Below are 22,946 nucleotides of genomic sequence, written 5' to 3' on the forward strand. Positions count from 1 at the left end.
TATCCATTTAACGCCGTTCTTTCTTCTATTCCTCCATTTCTTCCATTTGAAACATCTTTTTCCACATTTATAGTCTTTGCTCTATCGTTTCAATGATCAATGGCAGCTGATTCGGTATCATTTCTTTTTTTCGCTCAGGCACGGTAAAAGGGACTTCGTTCATCTCAGACCAATCTCGAACAAGATGGGTTTCTCCCAAATAGCTCAGTTCCACGGTGGCACAAAGATGGCGAACATCGTACATCGCGGTTTGCCCAACGAGACGGAGAGGAATACCTGCCAAAACAGCCGTCGACACCGTCGTCCAGTTTGGTCGCGTAAACACCCAATCCGAAGCTGCTATATAATCCTGTGGATTTTTTTCAAACTTTGGCACAGGGACGACATTGGCACTGCCCGTCATCATCCCAGAGGAAACGACAAACATGGTATCTTGGCGATTCGTCCATTCTGCTGGCAGTTTAAACTCGTCTTCCTTTGTGCCCAGGTCAATATAAGCAATTTGTTTTTTCTCTTCATGCGCCATCCAGCGTCTTCGAAGGCGTCGAATGCGCTTTGTATTTTCAGTCGCACCGAACCAGCCTGCATTGACTGTTTGATCCCTTCCCCATGCAGGCTCATGATGTCCTTCAAGCCGAATCCAGCAGTCCATATGCCCGTACGCATCTTCTAATAATGTGGAATTTTTCCCAAATAAATCTTCATAGACCGTGCTCCACGTGAAATTAGACAATCCTATCGAAGGGATCCCTGCTGCATGGGCTGCCGGAAATGCGACCGGCTCTATATCACTCACGACGAGGCGAGCTTCAGAATCACGCAAAAATGCCGTTTCATTAGCAAGCAATTCCGGCCATTCGAAACATAACGTTTCGAAATCTTCGGTCATTTTCGATTCAGATAACGTCCACCCATCCAACTGGTAGCGATAACCGAACTGACACTCAAGTGTCCGAAACGTTAAACGATCCCTGTACGGATATAAGCGTCGAGAAAGATATCGCCTTTCGGCTGTATGTACAATGGTAATATGAAGCTCTGAATGTTTGGAAAACAGGGCTTCTATGAGGACAACATCTCTCATAGCGTGCCGGCTATCTGTATCTGATATATAAAATACAACGTGTGACATCGACGTCTCCTATCGCTCGCCTCACCTTACTTTGACGTTGGTGGACCGCAAGAATTCAACAGCATCTCAAACAGCAGCTGACATGTAAAGCAGATAAATGACGAAGATGATGTTCTCAATAAAGAAAACCACACGAATAAGAGACGCTTGAGATCCTCACGCGTCACGTTTGTTCTGTATGCCCGTCTCACCTAATCAAGACTGCTTCATTTCAACACGCCTTATCTCACTGCAAAATGCAATTCAGTTCAATAATTATACCACATTTTTACACAAACGTCATCGACTGGTCTAATTTTAATGAGGACTTAAGAAACCTAAACGATTAGAACCCCAAGCACTGAGATCAATTCCTACCGTGCGTTGTCGTGGTATACTACGGATGAAAACTGAAGCAAGCCTTTTCGGTGTATCAATAGTAGAAGTGTACTCAGTTAGAAGCAAAAAACCATGAGTCCGTCTAAAACGAACGACACTTTATTCATCACCCTACTCGTACTAAAAAGTACTCTATAGGAGGCATTTATGAAAGAGTTCACTCATTTAAACGAGCAAGGTCGTGCGCGCATGGTCGATGTCTCAGCAAAACCGGAGACCGTTCGAACAGCGAAGGCGCGAACTTCCATTTTCGTTAATCAAGACATCTACATACAAATCAAAGAGCAAACAACTAAGAAAGGAGATGTCCTTGCCGTTGCACAGGTGGCTGGCATTATGGCGGTCAAGCAAACGTCTGCCATTATTCCGATGTGCCACCCTATCCCTGTTCTGGGCATTGACATTTCCTTTGAGTGGCAGATAGACGAAACCAACCAGATTTATGAGCTCGTCATTGATGTAGAGGCAAAAACAAAGGGCAGCACAGGGATTGAGATGGAAGTCCTCACAGGTGCTTCGGTGACAGCGCTGACAGTTTATGATATGTGCAAAGCACTCGACAAAGGGATGGTGATTGGTCAAACGATGCTTCTGACAAAAACGGGCGGACAAAATGGTCGCTTTCAGCGTGACGACGCATAGCCTTTTTGAGGTACCCGTGAATAGGCTGAAGAGAGCAAATACCCCCTTCGCCTATTCCACTGGACCAATTGATACAGACAACAAATGCTCTGTTCTGCCAATATACATTTTCGATTGCGATGAACTCATTTAAAGCCGCTTGTAAAACTACATAGCGGCTATTTGTCATGGAGCGCACTCTCAGACAACATAAAACGATGTTGTTTTTTCGTGATCTCCTTCGTTCGATCGACCTTATGCAGCCACAGAATAAAGACCAGTGCCGCGAGCGAGGTCTGCGACAAAAGCATAAACGCAATGGCGTAGTCTCCGGTTAACGCCTTTACCCCTCCAAGGACTAGCGGTGGAAACACACCTCCAAGACCGCCCATCATCGACACGACACCATTCACAATCCCTGCCTGCTCCTGAAAATAATAAGGAACAAGCTTAAAGACGATCCCATTGCCTAGACCCGACAAGCATGCAATTGCCAGACAACCAACAGTAAACCATACTAGTGTCGTTGACAGCGCCAGTAGCAACGCCATGACGACAAATCCGGCGATAATTCCTAAGAGCAATCGTAACGGTAGGAAGCGATCGGCAAGCCAGCCTCCTAAAGGTCGTAACAATGTTGCACATGCGATAAACCCTGCAGTTCTCATTCCCGCATCAACATTCGCGAGATTAAATACGGTGACTAAATGAATAGGCAGGAACACGGAAAATGCCACAAAAGCCCCGAAAGTAATGAAATAGACGAGAGACAAAAGCCAGAGCTTCTCATTCCGATACACCTTCACCAGCTGATGTTTTATCCCCGTTCGAACGCGAGGTTCATGGCGATCGCCTGCAATGACGTTGAGGAGGACAAAGAGAGTAAGCAGCGGGAGATAAAGCCAAATGGTGCGTTCCCAGCCAATTGAACTGGCGATGACTGGCGCACAAAAGGTTGTCACCGCCGTACCAATATTGCCTACACCATAGATGCCATTGACTAGGCCGTGACGGTCTCTTGGATAATATTTCGGCAGCGATGTTACCCCAATAGAAAACACCGCCCCCGCCACCCCAAGGAGCAACCCGCTTACAAACAGCGACGGAACTGTTGTAGCGCTACTAAGCAAATAAACAGGGGGAACAAGCATAAGGAAGCTCACAATGAACAAAACCCTTGCCCCAAAAAGGCTGGCATAATAGCCAAAGGGGATCCGTAAAATCGATCCTAAAACAACAGGAGTGGCAATCAACAATGACATATGTTCATCAGCGACTTGCACGTCGTCACGTATGAATGGAAGCAATGCAGACAAAAGCGACCAGACCATAAATGCAGCGATTAAATTTAACGTTTGCAAAGGCAGCTGCCAAGCTTGACGCACCACGCTTCACCTCTCCTTGTCTCTTTCTTTCTTTTTACCACATTCGTTATTGCTTTTCGGATTGATTGATAGATATATTCACACAGAAAATTCCATCAATCTGAATGGAGGGCTGCAATACGTAATGAAGAAGGAAGCAAAACCAATGCCAACAGGGCTTTGCAACGGCATCGTTCTTCCCTAACAGAGTGACATCATCTGATTTTTGGAGAAAATGTCCTTTTTTCATATGAAAATTGGATTTTTATTGCTGATTCCCTCTTTGTTCTGCTATACTTTGCTGTATAAAACACATCGCTTTTACAATAACCCCATTTAAATGAACAGGATCTGCCAAACAAAGGGGGCGTATGTACCATTGGGGACAACTTACGCAGCATTAGACGTCGGGGGAACAGCCATCAAGTACGGTATCGTTAACGACCGTAAGCAAGTGCTTTCCAGTCATACAATCGATACGGAGGCGCACAAAGGCGGGGCCTATGTCGTTCAGAGAATTTGCCACCTAGCAAAAGAACTGTCAGCGAACACGGATGTAGAGGGAATTGCGATTAGTACGGCTGGGCAAGTGGATGTGTGGTGTGGGTCCATCACTGATGCCGGCCCAACCATGCCTGGGTATTCCGACCGTGCCATCATCACCGCGGTCGAGAACGCTACAAAGTTGCCTGTTGAAGTGGAAAACGACGTCAATTGCGTCGCCCTCGCAGAGCATTGGGCAGGGAGCTGTCAAAAAACAGATCACTTTGTCGCCTTTACATTAGGTACAGGGATCGGCGGTGCGATATTTATTAACGGAGCGCTCTATCGCGGACACGCCTTCAGCGCTGGTGAATGGGGGTATATGCCAATCAATGGGAAGGGCTTTGAAGAGACAGCTTCCATCAACGCGCTCCTCAATCAAGTACGGAAAGCGCTGCCAGAAGAGACCATTCGAAACGGTGAGCATGTCTTTCAGCTCTATGATCAAGAGCATCCGCTGGTCGTTCCGCTCGTCGAGGCATTTTATCACACGATTGCTATTGGCATTCGAACAGTTGACCACATACTGAATCCTGAAAAAATCGTCATCGGGGGCGGCGTCACGCAACGCGGAACGTCCTTTTTATATGAATTGACAGAGGCTTTGAAGAACGTCCATCCGACTATGGCGGCTAAAGTGGTTCTTGCAACTTCAGGGAATCAAGCGGGCATGCTCGGTGCCGTTTATCATTTTCAAGCCATGCAGAAGGCCAGGGAGGCGATTCGCCAATGACAACTGCATTCTTCAACACCATTAAACACAAGCTCATTGCCTCATGCCAAGCATTAGAAGAAGAACCCTTACATGGTGCCGATATCATGGCGAAAATGGCGACTGCCGCCAAAATGGGCGGAGCCACCGCGATTCGTGCCAATTCGGTCGTCGATATTCAGGCGATTCGAAACGCCACGAAGCTACCGCTAATCGGCATCATCAAGCAAGAGTACGCAGGCAGCGACGTGTTTATCACACCGACCTTAAAAGAAGTCGAAGCACTGACCTCCCTCCAAATTGATTGCATTGCCTTAGATGCGACCGCACGACCACGTCCAGGCGGCGGAACATTGGAGCAGCTCATCTCCTTTATTCACAGCCAAGGCGTGTTAGTCATGGGTGACATCTCCACGCTTGAGGAAGCGAAGCAAGCGGAGGCCCTTGGTGTGGATTGTGTAGGCACGACATTGTCTGGCTATACTCCTTATTCCCGACAGCTGCAAGGCCCCGATCTCACATTAATCCGGGACGCTGCACTTGCCCTGTCCATTCCGGTCATCGCTGAAGGAAAAATTCATACGACCGAAGATGCCAAACAGGCGATGCTTGCAGGTGCACATGCGGTTGTAGTTGGCTCAGCGATCAGTCGCCCACAGCTCATTACGAAACGATTTGTCACTAGCGTCGAAAGTGTTTTTCATCCAAGCCGCGAGTCACAAGGCAGCTGATCAGCTGCTTTTTTGTTTTGGTAATGTATTTAAAAATGGCGCAGGAGCTACGCCTTATTGTAAATAGGCTAGCTCCTCCGTTGATTTCTTGCTTTTTGAATGGATTGTCAAAGCAATACATCTATGCATACTCTCTAATCAGTTTGTTTCTTCTTCGAAGTTAATAGGTTCTGTCTCGCGCCATGACCAACTGTATGTATGCATTTCATCGTCTAGTTTAAAGTTCTTAATAAATGTCTTACCACCTGCATCCATCTCCACATCATACACATGAATATCAATGACCTTTTCTTGGTCGGAAAAATAGGTGATCTTTAGTTGTCCATAAAAATCATAGGATGAATTAAAGTTGCCTGCGTAAAGGTCATATTCATAGACCATGTCTCCCCCATCATCTTTGTATGTATAACTAACCGTATATGGCATAAGTTTCTGTAGATTTGTTAGATTATCGTATCCCTCAACTCGTTCCTCGTAGGCATCATCTAAATTAGCATGCACCCTTTGATCCGCCTTCTCTTCCTCCCATTCACTGAAGTGCCAAATAGAAACAATTACACTTAGGAATAAATAAGGGATAAAAAAGATGATTATAGACGTCCCAATTGCCGAAGCCCTAGAATATTTTCCAATGACTAACCCGACAAAAGCAACGATTGCCAACGTAAGAGGTACATAAAATGACCATCCAAAAAGAATTTTTATCCAATCCATTGCTTTCCTCCTTTACAATTCTTGATGCTCCGATGGAAATTGCCTTCTTACTTTTTTTCCGATAGTAAAAAAAAGTTTGATACAGAGAAAAAAGACGATCTGCGCACCGAAGAAGCTAATCGCAAGGTAATCACCGGATGCCCCATCTCCAAAAATGGCAATTTGAATAAACGTACACACGAGCGAAAGCGGAATGAATTTGAGCGACCTTACAAACGTCGCCTTTTGCATGTTGTATACATATAAAATATAGGCAGCGCCGTATGTTAGCAGGTGAGTCCATCCTAGTAAATCTGGGATGAGCTGTTCAACAGCTAGAAAAGAAAGCAAGGCTAACGGGACATTCAAGGCAAGAATCACACCAAAGAGTCTAGGTCTAAAGTGAGTAATCGCTGGTAAGCGACCTGTTTGTCTTCTATGCAGTAATGCCTGCTCACGGCTGTTTTCGATGTCATGCTTGATCGCATTTTCGTGGTGAGCAAAGTCCAGCTTTTCCCCATTCACCATCGTGGCTTTATCAAGAGCTTCTAGGGATTCATCCACAACTTCATCTGTGTGAATAAACGTCGAGATGCCCTTCACTGTTAGCACGTTCACCCATTGATCCATTAAAGACATTTGCTTTAAAAAGACAGGAACCACACCATTGGATGTTGATAAATGCAAGGCAGGCAATACACTCGATTCTTCGTCACCCTTTTTGTGCCCAGAACTCGTTTGCAATGCAAAGAAATGTCTCGCCTCATAAAAAACAATGTGACATTCTTCGATTTGTTGTAGAGAAATCGAGTCGATCTTTGTCTCTCTGGACAGCTTGTCATAATATCGGTATTCCAGGATGTCATCCTTCACTGCATATGTATTCAATTTTGTGTTAAACCATATAAAATACTTGTACGTTCGTACAAGCCACCTATAGAGCGGGAAAGCAGGTAAGTACACTAACATTGTAATAAGAGACATCGGTGAAGAAGTAGTCACATACGTATAGATTGGCAATAACGTAAGGCAAATAGCTAAAATTAAGGCAGACAAATAAAGATACACATAGCCCACCCAATTGAACTCAAATATCTTATGGTCTTGTTGTTCAAATTGCATGGTTTTTTGGTCCAATGGGATACCTCTTTTCAACAATTATTTTACTTGATAAAAAGATAGGCAAAGGCTCTCTGCCTTTACCCATCTCTTGCTTCACTCAACTGACACATTTTTTTCAAAGACTGCCTTTAGACTCTACTTATTGAATAGATTCACCTATTTCAATAAGCATTCGCTTCACTTCCTCCTCACCGTATTCTCCTAATAAATCCGTCGAAGGCTCTGGAACGATTGAATAATAGGTGGTGCCGTCATAAAGATGCAGGCTCTGATTATCGAGCTTAAAAAAGCCATCTTGCCAGTTTGCGACTTCAACAATTTCTCCAAAATCTTCATTCAAAAACGATGATGGTTCGGTTGGCGTAATCTCAAGTTCTATCGGTATATCGGACTCTTGTTCACCAGTGTAATCAATATGAAAATCAATCGTATTTTCGCCATCAAACGATACGACAGCCCCTCCATCAATGAATGCCTTTTCTATTGGCAGACGAGTTGGGTATTTGAATTCTTCTGGATGAATGCCATGTGGAACGGAGTCAGTTTGTTTCATTGACTTTCCGATTGCTAGCATTTCCTCTTTGGAATATTCATACGTCGTAAAATCATAACAGACATTGTTCTTATCAATGACCATTTCAATATAATCGTTGCCACCCTTATGATAGTAATAGTCAACTCCATCTACGTTCTCTATGAGTGTCAAATCATTCACTAAACAACCTTTAGTTTCATCATCTTGCACCTTGGCCGAAAATGAAAGGTCCTCTCTTTCTGAATCAGCAAAACGAAAGTTTTTCGCATAGACTGTTTGTTCTGAACCACCATGCCAATGACTGCTTTTCACCATGGATTCAACCGTTTCAGGAAACTGAGTTGGGTACTCAACTGATGTTCTCTCATTCCAAATATCTTGGAGCATCTGTACCTCATCTAAATCATGGTCATAGAGGGAAAATGTTTTCTTTTCAGGCGTTTCTTCTTGACCGGCCAATGTCCCAAGAAACTCAGTTGTCGCAAAGGACGATGAATCTCCAAGAGCCACTTTGTACAAATACTGCGTATGAGTTTCATCTTCATGACTTTCATTTCCAGAGTAAAAAATATAGTCTCCATTTCCAGTAAGCGTGTAGTACTCACCGGATATTGAAAGCTCCGGAACAATACGAGTGTCTCCAGAATCAATATTGTACAAAAAGATGCCTTCTGAACCTCTCAACAATACATTCCCTTGATTATCTATATTTCGTATGTAGCGATAGTCCAATTCACTTAAAACCGTCTCCTCACCACTGTCGAGGTTATGAAAATGGAAGGTCTGGTATTGTGGGTGTTGGTCATTATGTCTTATTTCATAGTAAAGATACGTCCCATTTGGAGAAAGAACACTGTCGTATAGAAAAATATCTTCATTGTCTTGCTCTTCTCTAATAGGAAGAATGTTCACGATGGGCTCCGCTGTTCCTTCGTCCACATCAAACATGTATAGTGCAATCGTCGTATCTAAAAGAATTTTGCTGCCGTCTGTGGTAGGAAAGATCTTATCCAGTGATGGGTATTCTTCATTTGGAAACAGCTCTTCTAGAGGGTAATGCGTCATCTCACCAGTGTTTGAATCATAAAGGCTCAAGGCTTCAGAGTCACCGACAGCACTCGTTTTGAGATACACCGTACGATCATTGGAGATGCCATAGAGTTCGGAGATGAACGTATCTCCTTCTTCCATTTGGTGAACAGTTTTCTTACTTTCCATATCGTATATCGAAAATCCAATATTGAGTTCAATACAATTGTATAGAAGGCTTTTCCCATCTGGTGAAAGACTGAGGCTCGAACAATACTTATCATCGGTCTCCTCCTGTGACAGGTCTGTGCCTTGGATCACTTCGTTCTTCTGATTCACGAACATCTCATAATGCTCGCTATCGCTATCAATATCCTCATTCGCTGTAAACGTAATAGCACTACCATCAACGCTTGGAGCTAATGAAAGCAATGAGTATTCTCCAAATTCATTGAAATCATGTTCATACAACACCGTCGTTTCTAATGCAGTCACTTCCCCTTCTTCCTCAGTAGGCACTTCCTGCTGCTCGGTATTTTCGCTTTCCTCCTCCTGTGCTGCTTCTTGAGAACATCCAGCGACAAACATCATAAGCATTGCAAAAGCCAAGAAAATTTTCTTCAAACTGTCATCTCCCGTATTACGTTTTTTGATAGATAGATTTGGTGGTTTATTGATGGAAAGAGCTATGAACTATGAATAAATAGATGTAAACTTCCTTTACTCATTAATTCGTATCAAGACCAGCTTCCTCACGAAGTGCTTTCATGCGCGCAATCCAGTCATCGACTTCTTGTCTTGAACGTTCAATCGCTTCGTCAAATTCTTCATTTTTCATATCCTCCATGCGATCTTTGCTCTCACGAAGAACATCATAATTGGCCTCATTTATTGCTAGTAGTTCCTCTTTCGTTTCGTCACTTATCATTTCCATGTTTTCCATCTTACGAATCACTTTACGAATGAGCTGACTTCGATCAGATATAGCGCTGGACACTGGAAGCGTAGCCTCTTTAAGATCAAGCGACCGCCACGCTTCTGACCAGTTTCCACCGATAGAAAAACGATCAACCTCTTTAATATCTAGCATGCTTGGAACCCATTGATACGTCATTTGTTTTGTAAGCTCTTCTGGAGAGTCAGCAGCATAATATTTCCCGTTTCCTGCTTCTGCGACTTTCTTCAACTGATTTTCTCCTTCAGAATCCACATCAAATCCAATGATGTTCACAGTGTTTTGATCATTTTTTTCTGCAAATTCTCTTGCCTCTGCAACTGGATCACCGCCACAGGTTTCAGCACCATCACTAACAATATACATTGTAATATTTACATCTTTATCGTCTTCAAGGGAAGCACCTGCTACTTTTATTGCTTCTGCAAGTGGCGTCCAGCCTTTAGCCTCGATCGCATTGACGGCTTCTGAAAAGTCACTGCTATCATAAGCTTGCATTGGATACACATCTTCAATTGATGAACAAGACAATACTTTGTCTGCGTCAGCTTGTGTGCCTTTGTGTCCATAGACAAATAAGGCAACTTCACTCTGCTTACCGACCGTCCCTGCAAATTTCTTCACAGCATTTTTAGCTGTCCCCATCCGTTCCGCGCCATCGGTTTCTAGAAGCATACTTGAACTAGCATCAAGTAAAATGATGGCTTTTGATTTGTTCCCCGACTCCTTTTTTAACGTGTTGATATCGAGTTGTTGCGGTTCCGGCATCATTGGCATCTCAATAGAAGGCTTAATGCTTAGGTATTCATTGACTTCCTCTCGTAAAACCTTGCTTTCGACGTAGTAAAGTGTCCCCTTAAAGAGAGTCTCAGGGTCGGTTGTTTCAGCGGCAAGACTTCCTAAAGACTGCATCAATTGCGTCTCAATTTGATCCAATTCAACTTTCTCATCGGTTGACAAGTTTTGTACAAACACTCCCGCCTCCAACGTAGACATTTCCTCAATCGTTTCTGGAATCGTTACGTCTTCGATGGCGGCGAGCTCTTCGTCAGAGATTGTAGGAAAGCTAGGTGTGGTGTCTTCTTCTTCGATGGACTCGTCTTCAGTATTTTCTTCATTCGCATTCGTCGTGGACGTTGAGAACTCAAACTCTGGAATGGCTCCTTCTTGCGGATAAGTAATATAGTCTATTAATTCTTCATCCATAGAGAAGGTGCCAATCATTTTCTTCTCTCCTGGCTCTAAAAGAATATCAAAGGTATGTTCATCAATGATATTGCCGTCTGCATCTAAAGTTTCGACCCAAATACGCCCCTCGTATGTAAATTCCTCATTAAAATTACCTATGTAAAGGTGATTGTCATAGGAGTAGTCTTTTTCGACGATTTGAATAAACGGAATGATTTTTCCCCATTCACTAACCTCATCTCCAGATGCCAAGATCGCTTCATAAGCCTTGTCCATTTCGGCATATGCATCCTCGGCCATTGCATAATCAGAATAGGTGTAATAGCCCGACGCAGCGGTGAGAGGCAAGAAAACGACGAGAAACGTGCCAATCGTTCTTGTGATTAGTACATTTTTAGGGTATTTGCCAAAAAACAGTGCCAATCCACCAACTAAGGTCACCCAAAGGGCAAGGTAGAGAATCCAAGGTTCAAAAACGCTTAACCAATTCATATGGCCTTCCCCTCCTCTCTTTGCTCCGCATCTATTGTACGCCACGTTTGCTGTAGCTCTGGCAAATGCTTTTCAGCAAATTTCTCTTCGTAGGTAAATGGAAGGCCATCGGTTTTTTTCGTCTCCTCATCAAGTTCATCCATGCTCGCCTCTGATATGGTTCCCTTCTGCAATGTCATTGGAATATTGTGCGCACGGAGGACGTCAAGCCAATGATCCAGGTGACGATGGTCCTTTAGAAACACTGGAATAAACACACTGCCTATTTTGAGATGCAATGCTGGAAAAACCTCATGGGGAGACTTTCGCCGGTTGTGGCCCTTCACATAGGAATAATGATATTTCGCTACATAATACACAACACGACACTCGGGAATATCCTTGAACAACACCTCGCCTTTTAACGTTTCCCGGCGCTTCACGTCTGAATAGCTGTAGCGCATCCCCTCCTGTGTGAGGGTATATTGGTTTCGGTGAAGATTTTCCCAAAAGTAAGGATGAAGGCGACGCATTGTCCACCGCAAAATGAAAAAAGCGAGACCAACGCCAATAATGGACAACACAGCCCAACCAGGCTTATCCGTCGCAAACAAATACACAGGCAGGCCAATCAATCCTAAAGATATAATGATAACCAACACATAAAAATTCACCGTAAACACCCAATACATCGGCAACACTTTTGGGTCGTTCTGTTGCAGTAAAACCGTTGACATGAGGCACCTCCAATTTAATGATCTTTCATTAATTATTTGAACATCGTTTCATTTACTCATCCATCGGCTTATAGTTATCGAAACTTTTCGTTTTCGTTTACTGTATTAATCAAAATCTAACGTTCTTTTAAGGTTCTCATGCATTACATCCTGATCAGCTTTAAGTTTCTCGAAGAACTGGTCAGATGAATATGATAATCTCGTTTGCTTAATTACAGCATTAAAGCCAATGTCACGACTTGTCATCTCTAGATTGTAGAAGAAACGATCAATTTTGCCTTCCTCCGAAAGATAAGCAAGGGCCTCATTTATATTATTGCGCTCTCTTTCCCAATTCTCATCCCATGAGGACATTACTGTATCCAATCGCTCTTTTCTCTTGGAGCTGACTTCATTAATCTCTGCTACCGTTTCACTTCGCCATTTCTCCCATTGAGCGGCAATTTCATCTGCTTGATCAAACTGTTCTGCCAACGCTTCTTGATCTTCCACGTACGCAAAGACGCCATCTGCACTTTTGGCAACATCTTTTAATTGCTGCTGCCCTTCCTCATCTACGTTAAAGCCGATGACGTTCACGAGTGGCTGAATATCCGAGTCCTTCAGTTCTTTAGCCGCACTTACCGGATCGCCACCGCACGTTTCAATGCCATCACTGACCAGAAAGATCAAGTTTGTGTTTGCCTCTTTGTCCAGTCCTTCCAAGTCCTTTTTTGCGTCCTCTAACGCTTTTGCCATCGGAGTCCAACCTGATGGTTTAAATTGCTCTAGAGAATCGGATAATGTGGACTTTTCATACGGCTGAAGCTCGTACATTTCTTCACTGCTTTCACAGGACATCACTTTGTCCTCAAATGCCGTCGTGCCTTCATGACCATACACCCGTAAACTCACATTCGCCTCTTCAGGCAGATTTCCAGCAAATTGTTGAATCGCTTCCTTTGCCAGCACCATCTTTGAGTCTCCATCGACTTCTTCAATCATGCTCCCACTTGCGTCTAGAAGAATTTCTACGTTTAGGTTAGCCGTTAACTGGCGTTTACCATTGTAAATCGTTGGAGGATCGACCTTTAGTTCCTCCCATTCTGGAAAGGGCTCTTCATAATCCTCGGCAAACAACAAGAGGAGCTGTTTGAGTATTTCCTCTCTTCCATCTGCGACATCATCTTCGTGTGGAAATTGCTCTAACACAGCAATGATTTCCTCCCGATTCTCCTCAAAGGGAGCGCCAGCAAATGTCCCTTCAGGATTATTAACGAGGGTCTCTTTATCGGGAACTCTCCAATCAATTTCTGTTTCCTTATCAAAGACATCTTGATTTTCAATTGGTTCAGGTTCTTCCTCAGTTGACTCTCTGTCTGATGTATCTTCAACGACAGAATTGCTTTTGGCTGCTGTTGATTGGCTTACTCCTGTTTTCTCAGGTGCACACGCTGATAAGGCAAGCAGAAGGATACATGTGATTGATAAAATGACCGAGCTTTCCTTTTTACGCTTCAATAGTTTGATCAGAATGAACCCCCCTCCTTTCCTAGTAGAAATCTAACAAATCGATGATGTCGATACATTTTGTTTATTGTTTGTTTGCTTCATTTGCAACGAGCAAACTAGAATCTATCGTTATACATAAGAACATTGAGCAGTATTCTATCGAATAGAATTGTTCTCTTTTTTCGCCTCAACTTCATCAAAATTTTGATCGAAGGCTTTGTTTGCTCTGTCATAAATTTGACCTGCCTCAATTCTCCCAATATCCCCAAGGAGTAAGACCCTATCAAGATTCATTTCCCATAAGGCTCCTCTACTATCCCCATCAATAATTGTGCTCTCTTCTAAGTAGTCTAAAGCACTAACAATAGTGTCACTCTCTCGGTTAAAGTTTTCTTTCCATGTAGCACGCATCTTTGATACATCTTCTTTTTGTCTTCCAAATTCATCATGAAGGTAATGCCTTGCTTCTGAATGCCATGCTTTCCATTGATCTGCGATTTCTCTTGCTCTTTCAAATTGCTTCTGAAGAGCCTCCTCATGTTGAACAAGGGCATAGATTCCACCGGTCGCCTCCGCGATGCTCTTTAATTGTTGCTCGCCTTCTTCATCCACATCGAATCCGATCACATTGACAATGGGTTGAATGTTAGAGTCCATCAGCTCTTCTGCGGCTTGAACGGGATCTTTGTCACACGTCCCCTTCCCATCACTAACGAGAAAAATGAGGTTCGTGTTTTCCTCGCCATCAAATGCCTGCAAGTCCTTTTTTGCGTCTTTTATAGCTTGAGCAATCGGTGTCCAACCGGCTGGCTGAAATCCTTCAAGTGCCGTTTCTAACGTCTTGCTTTCATATGACTGGATCTCATAAAACAATTCACTGCTTTGGCATGAGCCGATTTTGTCTGCAAACGCCGTCGTTCCTTTATGTCCATACACTCTCAAACCCACGTTTGCTTCATCTGGAAGCTGAGAAGCAAAATTGTCGATCGCCCCTTTTGCGAGCTCCATTTTCGGTTGGCCATTCACTTCCTCTGCCATGCTCCCACTTGCATCCAAAATAATTTCCACATTGAGATGTGGCTTTAGCTGAAGACCATCACTCGTTGTCGGAGGATCAGGATAGGTAAAATCCCAATCCTCAGTGACTTCCTCTGGTCCAGGGTAGTCCTCAACAAACAAGGCGATAAGCCTTTTAAAATAGGCATTGGTTTCTTCTTCACTTGCTTCCTCTGTTAGTTTAGGAAAATTGTCTAATTCCGCTTTAATGGCTTCGCTATTTTCCTTAAACGTCTCACCCGCAAAAGGGCTAGTTGGGTATGCCAAGACATCGTCTATGCCTTCTGGAAACATAGTGATATTGTGATAGTCAAGTTTATCTATATCTTCTTGCTCTCCTTTGGTGCTTTCTGATGATTTCGTAGTAGATGATTCAGCACCAGTCGTTTCTTTGACCTCTGTATTATTTGAACACGCCGAAATAACTAACAGTAGTAGTAGAAATAATGCGTTTCGTATCGTCCAAGGCAACGTGCAACCCCCTTTTTATTGATATAGTCGGTGCCACTCAAAAATAATTCTTGATACTAGCCCACCGCCAGCTTCCCTTATCAGCAATCCCATTATTTATTTGAAGCTTCACTGTTCTTCCATTGATTCCAATTATTATCATAGGGATATTTATACTACAACCTTTGGGTATGCAAAACTTGCTTCAATCTAGGAAAATAGTTCTAAAGGACTAATAAAATTGTATGATCTATTGAATATATGTTTGAAATCCCTTTTGAAATCCCTCGTCCTTGAATCAAACTTATCTAAAGATAGATCGTTTCTTTTGAACTAGATGCATGGTGTATTTATAATTTCATTATTCGGTCTATTATTTCTTGAAACACTTTCCCACGAAACAATTTATTAGCTGTTTTCTATTTCCTCGCCGCAAACGCTGCCTGTTGGGCAATGCCGGACGCGTGCCCCTGCTTAATAAATTCATTGAACAGGCTCATTACGACCATAAAACCAGCGATCATGATCATTAACGAGCCCATCAGGAGCACAGTCACACTGCCTCGTTCATTGCTTAATATTCGTTTCATTACTTAATCACCCGGCTTGTCATTTCGCGAGCAATTTGAATCGGTGGCAAATTCCAGTCGTCGGCGAGGAAAACGAGGTCCAGATCCGTCGCAATGGTTGCCGTGAATGGGTCGCTTACGGGAATAGAGCTCTCTTCTTCATCGAATTCGAGATAATCGCCAACCGTCTTAAAAACAGCCATAGCCGCATCTCTCGCTTGTTGCTCACTACCTGTCGCGCGGAATATACCATCGCAGCTTCATTGACCGCAGATTGCACGGTCATCAAGGCAAAGCCGGTGACCAAGAACTGCCAGAAAAGCGCAACAAATAGGAGGAAGATTGGGAGGATGCCAAGGAATTCGATCGAAATCGATCCATTTTCTTTTGTTTTATCAAGCCATTTCTTTTTCAGTGTGGTTCACCTCTATGCGAGATCAATTTGCATTTTCAAAATAAGTATCAAACGATTCCAGATCAGCATTGACTCTCTCATCATTATTTTTACTAGAGTATTTATATTCCCAATCTACTTCCCCACTGTTTACATCTAGAATACGGCTTCTGACCTCACTTTCAAGATAGTCTTGTACGTCTGTATCGATCTTTCCTTGAGCAGCTAGGTATTCAATGGCTTTGAAGAGATTATCCTCCTCCCTTATCTTTTTCTCCTCCCAAATTTGGTAGTATTCATCTATTTTTTTCTGGCGTTCTTTGAATATCTTATCAAATCTATCGTGTTCGCTTAACATCCAATCAAGCCATTGTTGAGCAATTTCCTCCGCACGATCAAATTGTTCCGCCAGATCCTGCTGATTTTCCACATATGCGAAAACGCCATCGGCACTTTCAGCGATATCTTTTAATTGTTGTTCTCCTTCTTCGTCAACATTAAAGCCAATGACGTTGACGAGAGGTTGAATATCCGATTGTTTCAGTTCTTCTGCCACTTTTACCGGATCGCCGCCACATGTTTCAATACCGTCACTAACAAGGAAAATCAAATTTGTATTGACTTCACTGCTTAACCCTTCTAAATCCTGCATTGAATCTTTAAGAGCTTTCGCCATTGGAGTCCAACCGGAAGGAGTGAATTCTCCAAGGGCATTGTTTAATGCCGCTTCATCATATGATTGCAAATCGTACACGAGCTCACTGCTTTCACAGGATGCTTCCTTGTCATCAAATGCGGTCGTTCCTTTGTGGCCGTAAACACGCAAGGCAACATTTGCTTTCTCAGGAAAGTTGCTCGTAAATTCCCGAATTGCTTCTTTCGCTAAGCTCATTTTCGATTCCCCATCAACCTTCTCCACCATACTCCCACTGGCGTCAAGGATAATTTCCACATTTAATTTTGGTTTTAATTGGCTTTTCCCACCGTAAATATCGGGGTATTCGATCGTAATTTCCTGCCAATTACCTTCAAATGGATTCTGGTAATCCTCAGCGAAGAGCATTACGATCTGTTTAAACATCTCATCAGCTTCTGATGAGCCCCAACCACCTGTGGCAGTCGGATATTGATTCAATATTTCTGTAATATATTCCTTATTATTAGCAAACGCTTCTCCAGCAAATTCCCCTGTTGGTGCAGAGACCACACCTTCCAAGGTATCTGGAAACACTGTGAATTTTGTATCACTGTCATAGACGTCAGTTATTTCTTCTTTGTTATCTTCATTCGGTTCCTCTTCGTCAACCGTCGCTTCGACAGGGGGAGTTGATTCTTCAGCGTTACTGGAACACCCCACCAGTAGAACAAGAAAACTGCTTAGTAGTATGCTCATTTTAATTTTAGTTACAGACATCAGAAGCCACCATTCTAAAGATATTTGTCAGCACAACTGTTTTGAGCTTGCTGGTAATACAATGATTCATCTCACTCCTGTTTTACTTCCTAAACGATTAATTCAAAGATTAGTGGTTACCTATCAAAAAACTTCAACTTTACTTCGGCTTTCCCTCCAACTCTTTCCGAAAAGTTTTTGCTGTTATGCAAAGTCTTTGTTGAAAAAAACAGAGCATGTAGGCCCCGGTAACGGATATCCATGAGGTTGCCGTAGGAATTAAAGTGCGACGTATCGATTTTTCCTTTTTCTGATAAATAATCTAACGCAGCATTTATATTATCTCGTTCCCGATCTCTGTTCTCGTTCCAATCTGACATCACTGTAGATAAACGCTCACTTCTTCTGGAGCTGATTTCATTAATTTCCGCTAAGGTTTCGCTCCTCCATTTTTTCCATTGGGCAGCAATTTCATCGGTCTTTTCGAATTGCTCCTGCAGTGCTTCTTGGTCCTCTACGTAAGCAAATAGGCCGTCTGCACTTTCAGCAACCGCTTTAAGTTGGTTCTCACCTTCTTCATCCACATCAAATCCGATCACATTGACGATGGGCTGTATATTGGATTCCTTGAGCTCACTGGCTACTTTTACCGGATCGCCATCGCACGTTCCAACACCGTCACTCACGAGAAAAATGAAGTTCGTATGTGTTTCTCCGTCCAACCCTTCCAAGTCTTTCATGGCATCTTTCAATGCTTTCGCCATCGGTGTCCATCCTGCTGGTTCAAACTGCTCGAGGGCGTTGTTTAATGTTCCTTCATCGTATGACTGTAACTCATACACTTGCTCACTGCTCTGGCATGACATTTCTTTATCCGCAAACGCTGTTGTGCCTTCATTTCCGTAAACTCGCAAACTGACATAGGCCTCTTCTGGCAACTTCCCAGCAAAGGTTTTAATAGCATCCTTAGCCAGCGCCATTTTAGACTCACCGTCAATTTCCTCGATCATGCTTCCGCTCGCATCAAGGAGGATTTCCACGTTGAGATTTGGTTTCAATTGCCGGGCTCCATTGTAAATCGTCGGTAGCTCTACGTTAATTTCCTCCCACTCGGGGAATGGATCTTCATAATCTTCACCAAATAATAGCATCAGTTTCTGCATATATTCTGTTTCATACCCATCTAAATCCTCTTGAGAAGGGAACTGGTCAAGAACCGCTTCAATGTCCTCTCTATTCGCTTCATACGTTTCTCCTGCAAAATGGCCAACGGCGTTATTAACTAAACTATCTAACTCACTTGTCAGCCAATCCGCTTGATCGTTTGTTTTAAAAACATCCGTAATAATCTCCGATGTTGTTTTAGATTCATCACTATTATCCGTATTTTCTCCCGCAGCAATATCAGTTTCCTTTTCATCACCGACCGAGCCTGTTGAGGTTGTTTCGCTTGAACACCCTGCGAGAATGAAAAAGGTTAGAGCAAGGAAGGGTAAGAAGTTTACGAGTTTATTTTTCAATGTAAGTTTGCTCCTTTGAAGGTTTGTAAACACGCATATAAGTTTGAACGAGGGTACAAAATCAATTCTTCAAAATCGTCAAGAAATACGTTAATCTCTTTATTAAAGTTATAAACTTCTGGTTTACTTAAATTTTCTCGAATAAATCCTCAGCTTTCTTTAATCCCAAGCATTATCATGAAATGCATCAAATACTTCACTTTTTGAATCAGATGCTTCATCGGCGTTTTTCAGATCCGTATCAAGGATGATGTCATCCTTCAAAACTTCTAGCCACAGCGTACGATTACTTAATTCGTAGCTCAAGCTGTCCGCTACACTAGAATCTATGATTCCTTCGCTTTCCAAATACTCAATGGCTTGCTGAATGTTTTTGTCCTCTCTAGCAATCTTTTCTTCCCACAACAGTTCTGTTTGCTCTATTTCTTGCTTCCGATCTTCTTTGGCAGATTGAATTCGTTCAATTTCCTTATCTCTCCAATTGATCCACTGTGCCGCAATTTCATCAGCACGATCAAACTGCTCAGTCAAGTCTTCCTGGTTTTCAACATAGGAAAAAATGCCGTCTGCACTTTCCGCTACCTCTTTTAATTGTTGCTCGCCTTCTTCGTCCACATCAAATCCAATCACGTTGACGAGCGGCTGAATGTCCGACTGTTTCAATTCATTGGCCACGCTTACCGGATCACCATCACATGTTTCTATCCCGTCGCTGACGAGAAAAATTAGATTGGTATTAACCTTACTATCCAACCCTTCCAAATCATCCATTGAATCTTTTAGAGCTTTTGCCATTGGAGTCCACCCTGCTGGTGAAAAACCTTCAAGAGCACCTGCTAAAGCCGATTCATTATATGGCTGGAATTCGTAAACCAGTTCACTACTCTCGCAAGACGTCATTTTATCTTCAAAAGCGGTGGTTCCCTGATGCCCATAGACACGTAAACCAACTCTGGCTTCTTCTGGTAAATTGCTCGTAAATTTTTTGATTGCTGCTTTTGCAAGGCTCATTTTCGATTCCCCATCAACTGTCTCTACCATGCTGCCACTGGCATCCAGAATGATCTCTACGTTGAGTTTGGGCTTTAATTGACTCTTGCCATTATAAATACTTGGAAACTCCACCGTGATTTCTTGCCAATCTGTAAATGGGTCTTCATAATCCTCCGCGAAGAGAAGCACGAGCTGTTTTAACATATCTATGGTTTTCTCCGAGGATCGTTCTGTTACTGAAGGGTATTGATCCAAGATTTCAGTAATTTCTTTTTTATTTTCCGAAAAGGCTACCCCAGCAAAACGCCCAGCTTTCGTCTGGACTAACTCTTCTTGTGTTTCAGGGCGGAGTATAACTTCTGTGCCTGGTTCGTAAACATTTGGCGTTTCTGATGCTTCATCTGATGAAGCGTTGATGAAGCTTGACTCTGTTTGTTCTTGCTGATCACTACTAGTACTCTCGTTATTGCTTGAACAACCAGTAATGATAAAAAGGGCAACTAGAACAACAAAGAGGTTTTGCGGCTTGTATATAAAAATTCTCATCACCTTCTTCTCTATATTACTGAATGGCTCACGAGTATATTTCCGCCATAGACACCTCAAAAATCACGACTTATTCGCATCAAATTGCGGGTCCTCTACCCTTGCCCATAAGCAGTGAAAGAAAACCACCATAATATAGGCAAAAGGAAGCATCCCTAATGAAAGAACTAGAGTCGACTTATCGTAGCCGAACAAATCTTGATAATAGTGTGGAAAGATTAAAATGGAGCCCACAAGGACGGATGGGATCAAAAATGAGAACGTGAAAATCCGCCCTTTAAGCCGACCGCCGCCCCTCCCAAAAAGTTCTTTTGCGACAACTCTCTTATTAAAATGCGTAAGTAGCATAACGAATAAGTACGATACTACAAGAAGCATCGCAACCCATGTCTGGGAACCCACCAACCGCCAAAAAGGGAGTAAACAACAAAATGCAGCAAGATCCATATGAAACACCATGAGTAATGCATGCTTTGAGGGATCACGGTGAGCTTTAACTAAATATGCGAAGAACATCCAGACGATAAGTGCCCCCATAACGCCCAACCAAATGTAAAAAAGATCTGTTGACCAGAAAGGAAGTAGAACCGCGAAAATTCCTACTAATCCTGGAAACATCGGGGCCAAGTAAACGTTTTTCTGCATCGAATCCTTGGAGTATTTCGACGTTTTTCCTGCGGAAGACATCGTATCTATTTGGCAAAGCGCGTTCAACAGACATGAGCTTACAGCAATATACGCTTTTTGAGCTTGCTCTGACATAGCTTTGACTGGAGGCGGTATGTACTCAAGATGCTCTACCAGCGAATCATAGGTCACCTCTTCGAGAAATTCAATTTCCTCCTTCACCCATTCCAGTCGCGTGTTGTATACCATTTGCAGCCAATGTTCATCGTAAAATTGCTCTGGGAGCGCTGTCGTAGTCGTAGCTCCAAAGGTTGATAACGTCTCAAAAATCTCATCAATGGGCATCGACCTCTTGTCCTCTTCGATGACACTGAACATTTTCTCCTGTAACCATGGAGGAACGCCACATTCACTCATATGTATCTGAAACGTAGTGAGCAATTTCTGATTTTCGTTGTTTGTATGGGTCGGCAAGAGAGCACCTCCTTCTTGCTTATAATTCTTACCTCTACGTCTGCTTTTCCGCTTTCAGCATCTCCATCCACCTGTCTCTTGTGAACAACTTAGAGGAGGAAGCAAAATTAATTGATGAATTTTGTGTATTTAATTATCCCTATTTGTATATAGATACGAATGACGAGTAATATATACGAAACATTCTGTTTTTAATATAGAATGATTTAAACCTTTGAAGTAATCCTCTTTTTCAACTTAATAACTACCTCTTTGAAACGTTTTAAACTATAGACATAGTAATTATAGGTAAACGTTTAGAGGTCTCATTCGAGAATATTTGAGATTTATTAATTTCTTAGTAACGGGTTCACTCTTTTTCTTAAAGCCTCGAAATATATATTCTGTTTATGGCTTTTTAATTGATTCAAAGATAGTGACCCTCTTTTTCTAGTTATAAACTGCCCGTTTATGTCCTTTTCAAAAGTTGCAATCGATTCAAATAATGCGATTTTTGCACGAGGTTGAAGCTGAGCATCTAAAAACACCAAGAGATTTTTTAGTTTCTTTCTCGAGATTAAAGATGTTCTTTGAGTTTTCTCCGAAATACTCTCATACACATTTTCTAAATTTATAAATGTTTCAATCTGATATTTATACCTACCATATAAAACCATTTCATATTTAACTTCTAACTTTTGCACCTCTTCAATATCTTCCGGATCTGCATATCCATTTCTTACACAAACCGTATCGATTAAATCTAAGGCATCAGAATACAATTTATTAAAGTCATCTACTGAATCAATAAATAAATGAGCAAGTGTAGTGATTCTCTCCCAATCTTCTTCTACTTCAGTTATTAATTCAGGATATTTATTGTTTACCAATTCAATATCTTTAAGTGCCCTGCGAACAAATTTAATATCTTTATTAGCTTGTGCAGATACAATACCAAGTTGTTCTTTCCATGAATGAAATTTCATATATTTGTTTATTATTTCTCACTAATGTTGCATAAATAATTTCATAAAATTCTGTTCTTTGTTCATCGCGGGTAAAGCAAAAAAAGGAGAACCTGAACGAAAGGCGATCTGTCCATTTGGTAATTATATACATTTAGACATAGGGAGGCGGCCGGTATTTTCTAAGGCACAGTGCGGCCTTCAACTCGCCAAACCCAGTGTTGAGCTGGTTTCCATAACGTGTGTTTTAGCCAGCGGCTGATTTGCAACACCTTACT

20 protein-coding genes are annotated in these 22,946 nt (G+C 42.5%); 3 read left to right on the plus strand and 17 right to left on the minus strand.

Features of this window, described 5'->3' with window-relative positions:
• Positions 1-67 precede the first annotated feature (67 nt).
• The gene (locus EV213_RS02200; protein ID WP_133578832.1) at positions 68-1,132 is read right to left on the minus strand and encodes a hypothetical protein; all 1,065 of its coding nucleotides are present in this window, start codon (positions 1,130-1,132) and stop codon (positions 68-70) included.
• 525 nt (positions 1,133-1,657) lie between these two features.
• On the opposite strand from EV213_RS02200, the gene moaC reads away from it, so the two are divergent.
• Positions 1,658-2,152: a cyclic pyranopterin monophosphate synthase MoaC gene (gene moaC, locus EV213_RS02205; protein WP_133578833.1), complete on the plus strand. Its 495-nt coding sequence runs from the start codon at positions 1,658-1,660 to the stop codon at positions 2,150-2,152.
• A gap of 158 nt (positions 2,153-2,310) precedes the next feature.
• Here the strand turns inward: moaC and EV213_RS02210 are convergent, their stop codons facing one another.
• The gene (locus EV213_RS02210; RefSeq protein WP_133578834.1) at positions 2,311-3,519 is read right to left on the minus strand and encodes a nitrate/nitrite transporter; all 1,209 of its coding nucleotides are present in this window, start codon (positions 3,517-3,519) and stop codon (positions 2,311-2,313) included.
• A gap of 355 nt (positions 3,520-3,874) precedes the next feature.
• On the opposite strand from EV213_RS02210, the gene EV213_RS02215 reads away from it, so the two are divergent.
• Both EV213_RS02215 and EV213_RS02220 read left to right on the plus strand, forming a co-directional pair.
• Complete coding sequence (locus EV213_RS02215; RefSeq protein WP_166639125.1) at positions 3,875-4,771, plus strand: ROK family protein; 897 nt, start codon at positions 3,875-3,877, stop codon at positions 4,769-4,771.
• The gene (locus EV213_RS02220) at positions 4,768-5,481 is read left to right on the plus strand and encodes an N-acetylmannosamine-6-phosphate 2-epimerase (protein WP_133578836.1); all 714 of its coding nucleotides are present in this window, start codon (positions 4,768-4,770) and stop codon (positions 5,479-5,481) included. The genes EV213_RS02215 and EV213_RS02220 overlap by 4 nt, the downstream gene beginning before the upstream one ends.
• Before the next feature lie 138 nt (positions 5,482-5,619).
• On the opposite strand, the gene EV213_RS02225 is transcribed toward EV213_RS02220, so the two are convergent.
• The 15 genes from EV213_RS02225 to EV213_RS02290 form a co-directional block, all read right to left on the minus strand.
• Complete coding sequence (locus EV213_RS02225; RefSeq protein WP_133578837.1) at positions 5,620-6,195, minus strand: hypothetical protein; 576 nt, start codon at positions 6,193-6,195, stop codon at positions 5,620-5,622.
• A 12-nt stretch (positions 6,196-6,207) separates the two neighbouring features.
• The gene (locus tag EV213_RS02230; RefSeq protein ID WP_133578838.1) at positions 6,208-7,311 is read right to left on the minus strand and encodes a hypothetical protein; all 1,104 of its coding nucleotides are present in this window, start codon (positions 7,309-7,311) and stop codon (positions 6,208-6,210) included.
• Between the two features lie 124 nt (positions 7,312-7,435).
• Positions 7,436-9,484 (minus strand): TolB-like translocation protein, encoded by a 2,049-nt coding sequence (locus tag EV213_RS02235; protein WP_133578839.1) that lies wholly within the window; start codon positions 9,482-9,484, stop codon positions 7,436-7,438.
• A gap of 103 nt (positions 9,485-9,587) precedes the next feature.
• Positions 9,588-11,495: a vWA domain-containing protein gene (locus EV213_RS02240; protein WP_133578840.1), complete on the minus strand. Its 1,908-nt coding sequence runs from the start codon at positions 11,493-11,495 to the stop codon at positions 9,588-9,590.
• The gene (locus tag EV213_RS02245) at positions 11,492-12,211 is read right to left on the minus strand and encodes a hypothetical protein (RefSeq protein ID WP_133578841.1); all 720 of its coding nucleotides are present in this window, start codon (positions 12,209-12,211) and stop codon (positions 11,492-11,494) included. Before EV213_RS02245 ends, EV213_RS02240 begins: the two co-directional genes overlap by 4 nt.
• A 105-nt stretch (positions 12,212-12,316) precedes the next feature.
• Entirely contained in the window at positions 12,317-13,711 is a 1,395-nt protein-coding gene (locus EV213_RS02250; RefSeq protein WP_133578842.1) for a vWA domain-containing protein, read from the minus strand.
• Positions 13,712-13,858: 147 nt separating this feature from the next.
• On the minus strand, positions 13,859-15,229 hold the full coding sequence (locus tag EV213_RS02255; protein WP_133578843.1) for a vWA domain-containing protein: 1,371 nt from the start codon (positions 15,227-15,229) through the stop codon (positions 13,859-13,861).
• Between the two features lie 398 nt (positions 15,230-15,627).
• Complete coding sequence (locus EV213_RS20625) at positions 15,628-15,798, minus strand: hypothetical protein (protein ID WP_166639126.1); 171 nt, start codon at positions 15,796-15,798, stop codon at positions 15,628-15,630.
• Positions 15,798-15,980 carry a hypothetical protein gene (locus EV213_RS02260; protein WP_133578844.1) on the minus strand — a complete coding sequence of 61 codons (183 nt, stop codon included), beginning with the start codon at positions 15,978-15,980 and terminating at the stop codon, positions 15,798-15,800. Before EV213_RS02260 ends, EV213_RS20625 begins: the two co-directional genes overlap by 1 nt.
• A complete protein-coding gene (locus EV213_RS21275) occupies positions 15,914-16,192 on the minus strand; it encodes a TadE family protein (RefSeq protein WP_133578877.1) in 279 nt (92 codons plus the stop codon). Before EV213_RS21275 ends, EV213_RS02260 begins: the two co-directional genes overlap by 67 nt.
• A 22-nt stretch (positions 16,193-16,214) precedes the next feature.
• Positions 16,215-17,585, minus strand: a complete 1,371-nt coding sequence (locus tag EV213_RS02270) for a VWA domain-containing protein (RefSeq protein WP_133578845.1) — start codon at positions 17,583-17,585, stop codon at positions 16,215-16,217.
• Between the two features lie 116 nt (positions 17,586-17,701).
• Entirely contained in the window at positions 17,702-19,084 is a 1,383-nt protein-coding gene (locus EV213_RS02275; RefSeq protein WP_133578846.1) for a VWA domain-containing protein, read from the minus strand.
• 159 nt (positions 19,085-19,243) lie between these two features.
• Positions 19,244-20,623, minus strand: coding sequence for a VWA domain-containing protein (locus EV213_RS02280; RefSeq protein ID WP_133578847.1), 1,380 nt, complete (start codon positions 20,621-20,623; stop codon positions 19,244-19,246).
• Positions 20,624-20,686: 63 nt separating this feature from the next.
• The gene (locus tag EV213_RS02285; protein ID WP_133578848.1) at positions 20,687-21,724 is read right to left on the minus strand and encodes a hypothetical protein; all 1,038 of its coding nucleotides are present in this window, start codon (positions 21,722-21,724) and stop codon (positions 20,687-20,689) included.
• A 329-nt stretch (positions 21,725-22,053) separates the two neighbouring features.
• Positions 22,054-22,689, minus strand: a complete 636-nt coding sequence (locus tag EV213_RS02290; RefSeq protein WP_133578849.1) for a hypothetical protein — start codon at positions 22,687-22,689, stop codon at positions 22,054-22,056.
• Between the last annotated feature and the right edge of the window lie 257 nt (positions 22,690-22,946).

The sequence above is a fragment of the Aureibacillus halotolerans genome, from assembly GCF_004363045.1.
GTDB lineage: Bacteria > Bacillota > Bacilli > Bacillales > DSM-28697 > Aureibacillus > Aureibacillus halotolerans.

Coding starts and splice junctions, on each gene's coding strand:
- EV213_RS02200 (WP_133578832.1), bottom strand. CDS start 1,132: ATGTCACACGTTGTATTTTATATATCAGATACAGATAGCCGGCACGCT.
- moaC (WP_133578833.1), top strand. CDS start 1,658: ATGAAAGAGTTCACTCATTTAAACGAGCAAGGTCGTGCGCGCATGGTC.
- EV213_RS02220 (WP_133578836.1), top strand. CDS start 4,768: ATGACAACTGCATTCTTCAACACCATTAAACACAAGCTCATTGCCTCA.
- EV213_RS02225 (WP_133578837.1), bottom strand. CDS start 6,195: ATGGATTGGATAAAAATTCTTTTTGGATGGTCATTTTATGTACCTCTT.
- EV213_RS02240 (WP_133578840.1), bottom strand. CDS start 11,495: ATGAATTGGTTAAGCGTTTTTGAACCTTGGATTCTCTACCTTGCCCTT.
- EV213_RS02245 (WP_133578841.1), bottom strand. CDS start 12,211: ATGTCAACGGTTTTACTGCAACAGAACGACCCAAAAGTGTTGCCGATG.
- EV213_RS20625 (WP_166639126.1), bottom strand. CDS start 15,798: ATGAAACGAATATTAAGCAATGAACGAGGCAGTGTGACTGTGCTCCTG.
- EV213_RS02260 (WP_133578844.1), bottom strand. CDS start 15,980: ATGGCTGTTTTTAAGACGGTTGGCGATTATCTCGAATTCGATGAAGAA.
- EV213_RS02270 (WP_133578845.1), bottom strand. CDS start 17,585: ATGTCTGTAACTAAAATTAAAATGAGCATACTACTAAGCAGTTTTCTT.
- EV213_RS02280 (WP_133578847.1), bottom strand. CDS start 20,623: ATGAGAATTTTTATATACAAGCCGCAAAACCTCTTTGTTGTTCTAGTT.
- EV213_RS02290 (WP_133578849.1), bottom strand. CDS start 22,689: ATGAAATTTCATTCATGGAAAGAACAACTTGGTATTGTATCTGCACAA.